At 49.4% G+C, this 10,170-nt stretch carries 7 protein-coding genes; 3 read left to right on the top strand and 4 right to left on the bottom strand.

The window, feature by feature from the left end:
- Positions 1 to 331 precede the first annotated feature (331 nt).
- Entirely contained in the window at positions 332 to 940 is a 609-nt protein-coding gene (locus tag FDW94_RS08580) for a DUF1062 domain-containing protein (RefSeq protein ID WP_137377450.1), read from the top strand.
- Between the two features lie 76 nt (positions 941 to 1,016).
- Here the strand turns inward: FDW94_RS08580 and FDW94_RS08575 are convergent, their stop codons facing one another.
- Positions 1,017 to 2,915, bottom strand: coding sequence for a methyl-accepting chemotaxis protein (locus FDW94_RS08575; RefSeq protein WP_137377449.1), 1,899 nt, complete (start codon positions 2,913 to 2,915; stop codon positions 1,017 to 1,019).
- Positions 2,916 to 3,287: 372 nt separating this feature from the next.
- Between FDW94_RS08575 and FDW94_RS08570 the strand changes: the two genes are divergently transcribed.
- Positions 3,288 to 3,827, top strand: a complete 540-nt coding sequence (locus FDW94_RS08570; RefSeq protein WP_020996692.1) for a DUF2058 domain-containing protein — start codon at positions 3,288 to 3,290, stop codon at positions 3,825 to 3,827.
- Positions 3,828 to 3,932: 105 nt separating this feature from the next.
- Here the strand turns inward: FDW94_RS08570 and pgtA are convergent, their stop codons facing one another.
- The 3 genes from pgtA to pgtC are packed head-to-tail and all read right to left on the bottom strand — an operon-like array spanning position 3,933 to position 8,375.
- Positions 3,933 to 5,180, bottom strand: a complete 1,248-nt coding sequence (gene pgtA / locus FDW94_RS08565) for a two-component system response regulator PgtA (RefSeq protein ID WP_032944112.1) — start codon at positions 5,178 to 5,180, stop codon at positions 3,933 to 3,935.
- Complete coding sequence (pgtB, locus tag FDW94_RS08560) at positions 5,170 to 7,164, bottom strand: two-component system sensor histidine kinase PgtB (protein ID WP_170974230.1); 1,995 nt, start codon at positions 7,162 to 7,164, stop codon at positions 5,170 to 5,172. The genes pgtA and pgtB overlap by 11 nt, the downstream gene beginning before the upstream one ends.
- 11 nt (positions 7,165 to 7,175) lie before the next feature.
- On the bottom strand, positions 7,176 to 8,375 hold the full coding sequence (gene pgtC, locus FDW94_RS08555) for a phosphoglycerate transport regulator PgtC (RefSeq protein ID WP_103285598.1): 1,200 nt from the start codon (positions 8,373 to 8,375) through the stop codon (positions 7,176 to 7,178).
- A gap of 415 nt (positions 8,376 to 8,790) precedes the next feature.
- Here pgtC and pgtP point away from each other — a divergent pair.
- Positions 8,791 to 10,170: phosphoglycerate transporter PgtP (gene pgtP / locus FDW94_RS08550; RefSeq protein WP_137377517.1), on the top strand; the 1,380-nt coding region annotated here is incomplete at its 3' end.

The raw sequence follows: 10,170 nt of genomic DNA, 5'->3' as shown, positions 1-10,170 counted from the left end.
GCCATAAAGGCGGGGATGCTCTGTGACTCACGTCAGTCCCTTTCTCTTTTCAACAACCTCCCCTCGAATACCTACAGGAAGAAATTACCAGGATGACCGACGCCATAAGTTGCACTCCCTCCGGGCAACATAATAAATATTGATTGAACTCATATACTTGAGTGTATCCACACTGATAATCTCGCGAGATTCATTTGTTGGCAGAAAGGGTCACTGTGTTAGAAATCTTTTCTTAACCCACTGAAAAATATTTAAAAAATATTTTTCTCACATAAAACCGATGGTTCGTTCAAAACGGATCCGAATTTATTTGGGTTAAAAAAGGTATGGTATGAAAGTCACATGGACTGTCACCCCTGTCGGGTACCAGCGCATAGCTAAGCATTGTCCATCATGTAATGTAAAACGCGAATTCGCACCTTCCGGAGCATTCAGAGTCAATTCGCAAAAGAAAGTGCTCGATATCTGGAGTATTTATAAATGCATCCACTGCGAATACACATGGAACATCTCACTGTTTTCACGGCTTCACGTCAGCAAAATCAATCGCGAGCTGTATCATCGATTTATCACTAACGATGCCAGTACAGTTCACTATTTTGCCAATGATAAAGCGACCCTGAACCGGAATAATGCTGAGCTTGCAGGTAAACCTGATTTTCGTATTCAGGAACAGTGGCAGGTCAGCATCAACAGCGGCCAGAACGTCACCGTCAGCATCAGACTTTCCCATTCTTTTCAGATTAATGTGCTATCGATATTGAAGCGACAGCTTTTACTCAGCACTGCAGAGATAAAGAAACTGATAGATGAAGGTCATATTCGCGGTGTTACGATGAAAGAACTTAAATCCCGAAAACTCATGACAAGACAATTGGATTTTAAGCTGTCAGTAGTCATATTATGTGCTCAGCGAAAAGTTGTTCTGAGCCAGCGTTAACAGTATGCAACTTACAATAAGGTGATGAGACTTAACCGACCCGGTATGTTGTCCGAGTCGGTTAAACGGCATCACGTCAGACAACAAAACGGTTAACCAGATCCTTCATGGTTGCCGACAGATTGTCCAGCCGCTGGCTGTCGCTCGCAGCCTGAGATACCAACGCCGCATTTTGCTGTGTGACCTGCTCCATCGGTCGCAATGCCAGGTTTATCTGGGTTACCCCTTGTGACTGCTCCGTCGCCACACGAGCGATATCCGCAATATATTGCTTCATACTGGTGGTATTATCCGCCGCGGCTTCCAGCGCGGTAGCAGATGCAGTAACCCGCTCAACACCCTCACTAATTTTGACCATATTCTGCGCGACCAGCTCACGGATTTGGTTAGCCTCTTTGGCGCAACGCTGCGAAAGATTTCTCACTTCACTGGCTACGACAGCAAACCCCCTGCCCATCTCTCCAGCACGTGCAGCTTCCACTGCCGCATTCAGCGCCAGTAAGTTAGTCTGAAACGAAATATCATCAATCGAGGTCACAATATTCGAGATTTTCTCACTGGAAGCGCGAATATCCCCCATGCTCTGGTTCGCCGCACTGGCAACGTTACTGGCCTGTCGGACCTCTTTTTCCAGTCTGATTGTCAGATGCTCAGCTTCGCGGGCATTATCCGCTGTTTGCGTAATCGCAGTTGATAGCTGCTCCATACTGGCCACAGCTTCTACTATTGATGCAGCCTGTTCATCTGTACGTTGAGCCAGATCCTGATTTCCCGCCGTAATACTGCTACTGGCATCGGACAAAACCACGGAGCCTTGCTTAATCTCCTGTACGATATGCTGAATACTTTCCAGCATCGTGTTATAGGCACGATTAAGTGAGGAAAGCTCATCTTTGCCCGGGGTCGCCAGACGTTGAGTCAGATCGCCATTCATACCCGCAATCTTGCGTAGCGTGTCACTAAACTGACGGTGCATATTGATTGCGATGGCCCCTGCGAACGTCAATGATGCCAGGAGTGCTAACAGGCTAACAGCCATATATATTTGCCAGTTTTTTCGTGCATCTTGCGCGAGTTTTTCTGCATTCGCCAACAGACGATTCGCCGTCACATTTTCTATCTGCCGCATCACTTCAATACGCTGGGTTTGTACTTTAAACCAGACCGTAGGATCGACACCAAATCCACCGTTCTCGACATGGTTAAACGCGATCTCGCGAAATGAGAGGGCTTTTGACGCTTCTGCTGACTGTAAGCGGCTTTTCAACATGGCCGCCTGTTCCGGTGAACTAAGGCGTAACGATTCTGCCAACCAAACGTTCTGTTTACTGACGACATCACTGAGTTGATGTAACTGTCCGTCGGCGAAATGACCGGAGGAAAAGATATTTGATAACAGCGCCCGTTCAATACCCGCCTGTTCTTTCAAATTCAGCAGGTTGTAGTAGGCGGCGAATGCGTTTGCCATCTCACCAGAATCCGTCAACTGCCCCAATCTACCCACAAAATTCAGCACATCAGCAATGGCGTTGGTATAAAACTTAACCACATCTGAAGCCGGAAGCCCCAACTGCGTGACGTTTTCGCGGATGGTAGCGAGCGAAAGAATATTTTTCTTAAACGCAGCGACAGAAGTGGCGACATCCCCTTCCGGTAAGGCAGTATCGGACAGTGACCGCACAAATATCTCGATCTCGCGATCGGTCAAAGTCCGCTGTGCGTTTAACTCATCTTTGAACGTCTTCCCTTCAGCCCCCAGAAACCCGACACTCATGCCGCGTTCTTTTTGCAATTCATGCACTACATTTCCGGCACTGCGTGCGAGCGCTGTCAGTTGGGCAATATTCTCCATCTGCCGTTCTGTCTCAATGCGCGTTAATATTCCTGAACCAGCAAACCAACATAACGCCAGTAATAATGGTTGTAGCGCAATTATTAACTTCATTTTCATCGGCATTCGATAAACCCACCACATGCCACTTCCCTCCATTATCCATATCTTCATTATGGTTATCGGCGTAAAGAAGCGGCTCTTTAAATTTGAACAATGGGCAACCGTTTGTTTTTTAGATTAAATTTTTGCCAGAATAACTCTATTTAATTACTTCAATCAGAATAAAACCCTGACTAATACGGATTTGTAAACCTATAGTCCATTTTATTAACTTATTTGGCATATTATTTTTTATTAAAAAATCAGGTAATCATTAACTGATTCAAAAGAGAGAGAAGCACAGGACAGTGACAGCAGCCCGAGATAACAGCCATGGCGCGGCCATCATTCTGGCGTCCCGTCGAACGTTAAGGTTATAATCCTTGCAACGATTTTTTTGGATTAGAAGCGACAATGACAAAACTTACCCTACAAGAACAGATGCTTAAAGCAGGTCTGGTCAGCAGCAAAAAAATGGCGAAAGTGCAGAGAACGGCGAAAAAATCGCGCGTTCAGGCTCGTGAAGCCAGAGAAGCGGTTGAAGAAAATAAAAAAGCACAGGTCGAGCGTGATAAGCAGCTCAGCGAACAGCAGAAGCAGGCCGCATTGTCTAAAGAATACAAAGCGCAGATCAAGCAGCTGATCGAGATGAACAAAATCACCATTTCCCGTGGCGATATTGGTTACAACTTTACTGACAATAACCTGATCAAAAAAGTTTATGTTGATAAGGTAACCCAGTCTCAGTTGATCAAGGGCCGTCTGGCCATTGCCCGCCTGACTGCTGAAAGCAGCAGCGAGAGCGAATACGCCATTATCCCGGCTGTTGTCGCCGACAAGATTGCCCAGCGTGATGCAAGCTATATTGTTCTCAATTGCGAACTGAGCCAGGAAGCGAAGGACGAAGACGATCCGTATGCTGATTTTGTCATTCCTGACGATTTGATGTGGTAAGAAAAACACCCCGATAATCACCCGGAGTTCCGTCGCGTATTTCGGTGAACGCTAGCGCCGCCACCGAAATACCGTCAACCGCTCTTCTTCCCCACACGCCATCTGCTAAAACTTATAGTGTTCCTTGCTCAGTCCGTATTTTCTCATGCGCAAATACAGTTTCTTACGCGGAATTTGTAAATACTCCGCCACTTCATTAATACGTCCCTGATGAATATTAAGCGCTTCGGTAATGATCTGTCGCTCGTACTCGTCAACCCGACGATCGAGCGGTGTCGGTTCGGGCAAATGTAGCTGTGGATTCGCGGTTTCAGCCAGTGGCAATAACCCAACGGCAAAAAGCTCGGCGGCATTGGCCAGCTCTCGAACATTGCTCAACCACACGCGACGCCGCATTCCTTTTAGTAATTCCCCGTCAACCTCGGGCACCGGATGGTTCAGACGCAGACAGGCTTTCTGCAGATAATGGCGAAACAGCGGCTCAATATCATCCGGGCGCTGAGACAACGGCTGGCAACCAATTTGCGTCATCGCAAAACAGTAATAAAGTTCGGCCACAATCTGATTAGTTGCCGCCAGTTCCACCAACGAAGTGGCGCCAATGCCAATTAAGCGAAACGGACGCCGCTCCTGGCTTTGCAAATGCACCAGCTGGTGCTGCTGTTCGCGCGTCAGGCACTCAATATGGCTCAGGACCAGCGTTCCCCCTTGCGCCTGGGCAATAAGGTCATTGAGTTGCCCCGCATTCTCTAACGTCAATTCCCCGCGGATAAACGGTCCTTCAGCGCTGCGCCCAAGCTGATGCAAATAACGGGCTCCGGTCATACGCCCCGTTCCCGGCTCGCCATAAAACCAGACGGCAATATCCGTTTCAGCCAGTTGCCGTAAGCGCTGGCGGTACTGATTAACCCAGTCACTGTAGCCGACCAGTTCAACCTGGAGCTTTTGCTGGCAATAGTGACGACGTGCAATCACAGATTTTCTCTGACGCAACGCATCCTCTACCAACACCAGCAGTTTGCCTGGATCAACCGGTTTTTGCAGAAAATCCCACGCACCTTTCTTCACCGCGTCCACCGCCATCGGGACATCGCCATGTCCGGTGATCAACAGGATCGGAAGCTGATTGTCATCCTGATGAAACAACGTCATCAGGTCAATTCCATTACAGCCAGGCATACACACGTCGCTCAGGACAATCCCTGGCCAGTCGGCCTGCAGCCAATTTCGGGCATCAAAAGGGTTACTGCATGCGAATACATGATATCCCTCCTGTTCAAGCAACAGGGTGTAAGCGTCAAGAACATCGGCATCATCATCAATAAGCAGAACAGAATATTCATCACTCAACATCGTTTACATCCGTCAGATTAAATTGCAGAACGACGCAGGCATTGCGCCCCGGGGTCGACGCCAGGCGCAGTTCGCCGTTCATTTGCATCATTAACGATACACAAATCGATAAGCCAATACCGAGGCCAACATCCTTACTGGTGGTAAACGGTTTTAACAGTGATGGTAATAATGCCCCAGGCCAGCCGGGGCCGTTATCGCTGATAAATACGCACAACCGACTGCCTTCGGTCTGCCAGTGAACCTCTATTTTCGCCGCAACCGGACAGGCATCCAGCGCATTTGCCAGGACGTTTACCAGCACCTGCTGGATACGCACTTCATCACCAGCCACCCACACGCCCCGGTCTGGGAGCGTCAGCGTACCCTGCTGTGGCTTGTGTCGCATGGCCAACAGTTCCCAGGCAGCGTTGAACATTTGTCGGAGATCGACCGGATGCAGAGGCGTGCCAGGTTCGGCCCGGCGAGCAAACTGACGCAGTGAACGGATAATGGCATCGATGCGAGTAATCAGCCCTTCCGCTTTGGTTAATGTGCTTCTGGCCTGAGCGGGTTGCCCCTGTTCGATTGCCCTCCCTGCCGTAAACAGGTACATCGACAGCGCATTCAGCGGTTGATTAATCTCGTGCGCCAGCGTGGTCATAGTCTGGCCGACCACCGCCAGTTTTGCCGTCTGGATCAGCTCATCTTGCGTTGCACGAAGATCGGATTCAATCTCCTTGCGCTCGGTCACTTCCTGCTCCAGCTGATTTTTTTGCGCGCTCAACTGGCCCAGGGTATGACGCAGTAAGCCTGCGATACGCCCCAGTTCATCGCGTCCATATACCGGGATAGAGGCATCCGTTCTGCCAAGACCAATTTGCACCACGGCCTGGTTGAGCGCAGTAAAACGCTTCACCAGACGCGAGCGAATGAAGTAGTGGTTAAGCCCCCAGGCGAGAAGTAGCGCCAGCAGCGTCGCCAGCAGGATAAGTCCACCGCTGACGCGAACAATTTGTTCCAGCCGCTGGTTAAACGTCTGCATTTGCTGATGGCTACTCCCCAGTTGCGCTTCCAGCAGTGTTCGAAAGCGCCCAAGCGTGGCCTCTCTGGCATGGCTGGCATCAACCAGCGCTTTTTGCGCTGCGACATAATCGCGCATCGTATCGGGCATTTTATTTTTCATCATCCCGATTTCCAGCAGCTCATCGATAGTTTGTCGCAGTGTGATAGTACTGGGCCAGTCATCGAGGGTACGGATATTTTCATCTGCCGTTTTCTTCAGATTTTCCAGGTAGCGGATGTGATTCTCCACCAGCATGCCATCGTCGCTACCCGATTTCAGTTCATTGAGCCTGTCGCGTAAATCATCAACGATCTGGTTTTCAATTCTTGCCAGGGTGTAGACCTGCTGCTGCTCGTTTTGCACCTCTCGGGCACGTTTGAGATACAGCGCCGCATCACCATTTTTGGCCTCGATTTGATCCAGCAACGTCCCCTGCTGCCAGGTAAAATCCTGCACCAGTGAATTCAGCTCAGTAGTAAAATCATCATGTAGCCAATCAATGCGCGCGGAAAGCTCGCTCACTTTTTCGCGTACAAGGAACATGTTGTAGAGCACCCGGTCCAGTTCCGCCATCAGCGCCCGGCTATCCTGCAAAATCACCGCCAGCTGCTGCTGTTCTGCTGGTTGCAACCCCCTGCTCAGCACTTCGATTTTATCCAGATGCGAGATTATCTGATTGCGCAGTTGCAGCCTTACTGTTGTATTGGGAGCCAGCAGGAATTCATTTAGCTGGTCCACAACCAGGTTAAGATTTCCTTCAATCAAGAAAGCGGAATGCACGCGCGGGAAGTAATCATCAAGCGAATAGCGTATCTGCGAGCTCTGCTCATGCCAGGAGTACAAACTGACGCAGCTTACGCTCAACGTCAGTAATGCGCCCGTTAGAAAGGCTCCCCGCAGGCTGCTGCTGATGCTGAGTTGGCGAAGGCGTTGCAGTATCGATCCACCTTTCATTTTAATTCTTCCAGTTTTGATATCGCCTGACGCTGGTTTTTAAGAAACCAGAGCTGCCACTCCATCATCTGCTGTTCGGCAACGCTTTTATTATCAAACTGCGCAAGCCAGGCTTCATCTTCACTACTTTTGGCATCTATCGGAACGCTGGTCAGTAAGGCTCTGATTTCGGGTAGCGGGCGTTTCAGGCGTGCTTCCGCACTGTATAGTGCCCGCCATGCATCCTTCAGTTGCGCAAGACGGAAACTGATGGCGGTATCAAACATCCGCTGGACTAACTGTTGTCGCTTAAGGATCAGCCGATAATTAAGCGGAGGCTGGTTCAGTAAAATAGCCTGCTGAGCAGCGCGGGGATTATCAGATGCGAGCTGCGTTACCGGATATTTCCCCGTATTCGCATCAGCAAGGATCCGCTGTCCCTCCGGGCTTAACAAATAGCGGATAAAACGACGCGCTTCATTGGGGTGCTGGCTGTTCTTGAGAACAGCAACATAGGTTGGCGATACCGCCGAGCGTGGAAAATAGGTAAAAGCCAGGTGAGGATCGTTAAGCAACAGGTTGGCATAATTATCAATGACCGGCCCCGCCACGCCCAGGCCACTCTTAATTTTGTCGGCTACGCCAAAACTGCGTGATGAAATCGTCACCAGATTTCCAGCACTCGCCAGCAGCGTCGCCCACCCCGCTTCCCACCCTTTTTGCTGTAGCAATGACTCAACCATCAGATGGTTGGTATCCGAACGCGATGGGCTACTCATCAACAGCGCGTTCTGATATTTGGGCAGCGTTAAATCCCCCCAGTCGGCAGGAGGCGACAGATGTCGTGCCACCAGCGCAGAACGATTAATCAACAGACCAAAACCAGATATCGCCACTGCCACGGAGGTCGAACGGATAGAGTCTGGCACCAGCCGCTGGCTTTCCGGCAACGCATTTTCGAAAGGCGCCAACTTCTGATGCTCCTGCAGATGCTGCAACAGCATAGGGGATGAGGTCAAAATCAGATCAACATTTTCCGCATTCGCGGTATCCAGCAGTTGCTCCAACGAACTGCTGGTCCGGTTTAACGTGCGAATCATCACCGACCCCGGTTCAGTCTGCCAACGCTGAATAATCCAGGCCGTTGCCCCAGGGGAAAAGGTTGTCGCCATTACCAGCTCTTTACCCTGCGCCAGGCAACTCACCGACAACGACATAAAACAGAGCGAGAACGCCCAACAACGCCCCCGGCCCAAAAGTCTGTTTGTGATCCCGTTCATAAATACCAACATATGCAAAAAATAATATTGAGACAAAACTTACCCGTTTATCACCGACTGGGGGAAGAATAAGGTTATTCGTAGAATAACCAAACGGAAAGTGACGACATCGGTAAAGAATACCCGAAAACGCAGTCTGAATTTGTTAATATCCGCACACGCCGATGATAAAAGCGTTCGTAAAAGAATGGAATTGAAAAGCCATTATTTAAAAAGAGTCAAAATCAGCCACGCAATCCACAAATTGTGTCAATAGTGACTCATTTCATCAACTTGAGTTTCTCTGCCGTCTATTTCACTCTTCACTGCGAAAAATCCTGATATTCACATCAATATAAATTTAGGTGATGATATGTTATCCATATTTAAGGCAGGGCCAGCGGCAAATAAAGTCCCGGCGGAGAAAGTCCAGGAAACTTATGGCCGATACCGCATTCAGGCATTACTCAGCGTATTTATTGGCTATCTTGCGTACTATATTGTGCGTAATAACTTCACGCTATCAACACCGTACCTGAAAGAACATCTGGATCTCAGTGCCACGCAAATTGGTCTACTCAGCAGCTGCATGCTTATTGCCTATGGGATCAGTAAAGGCATTATGAGTAGTCTGGCAGACAAGGCCAGCCCTAAGGTCTTTATGGCATGCGGCCTGGTTCTGTGCGCCATCGTAAACGTCGGTTTAGGATTCAGTACCGGATTCTGGATTTTTGCCGCTCTGGTCGTTTTCAACGGTTTGTTTCAGGGAATGGGCGTTGGTCCTTCATTTATTACCATCGCCAACTGGTTTCCGCGTAAAGAACGTGGACGCGTCGGCGCATTCTGGAATATTTCTCACAACGTTGGCGGTGGTATTGTCGCTCCGATTGTTGGTGCCGCCTTTGCCATTTTAGGGAGCGAGCACTGGCAAAGCGCCAGCTATATTGTCCCGGCCGGTGTTGCCGTACTGTTTGCTTTTATTGTGCTGATTCTGGGGAAAGGTTCACCGCGCCAGGAAGGCTTACCGGCTCTGGAACAAATGATGCCGGAAGAAAAAGTAGTATTAAATTCCCGACACACTGACCAGGCGCCAGAAAATATGAGTGCCTTCCAGATCTTCTGCACCTATGTGCTGCGTAATAAGAATGCATGGTATGTTTCACTGGTAGATGTCTTCGTCTATATGGTGCGTTTTGGCATGATTAGCTGGTTGCCTATTTATCTGTTAACCGAAAAACATTTCTCGAAAGAGCAAATGAGCATCGCTTTTCTGTTTTTTGAATGGGCGGCAATCCCTTCCACATTACTGGCGGGCTGGCTTACCGATAAACTGTTTAAAGGCCGTCGCATGCCGCTGGCCATGATTTGTATGGCGCTGATTTTCGTCTGTTTGATCGGCTACTGGAAAAGTGAATCCCTGCTGATGGTCACTATTTTTGCCGCCATTGTGGGTTGCCTGATCTATGTTCCACAGTTCCTCGCTTCTGTTCAGACGATGGAAATCGTCCCCAGCTTCGCAGTAGGTTCTGCAGTAGGACTGCGCGGATTTATGAGCTACATTTTTGGCGCATCGCTGGGCACCAGTCTGTTTGGCGTAATGGTCGACAAAATGGGGTGGCACGGCGGCTTCTATCTGCTGATGGGGGGTATTGTTTGCTGCATCCTGTTCTGCTACCTCTCTCATCGCGGTGCGCTGGAACTTGAGCAACAGCGAAAAAATGCTCAGCAAGAGGAAGCATCACTCCAGTTGGCG

It is taken from the genome of Citrobacter sp. wls757, from assembly GCF_005280935.1.
GTDB classification, from domain to species: Bacteria; Pseudomonadota; Gammaproteobacteria; order Enterobacterales; family Enterobacteriaceae; genus Citrobacter; species Citrobacter portucalensis.
This window is presented reverse-complemented; position numbering and strand designations above follow the sequence as displayed.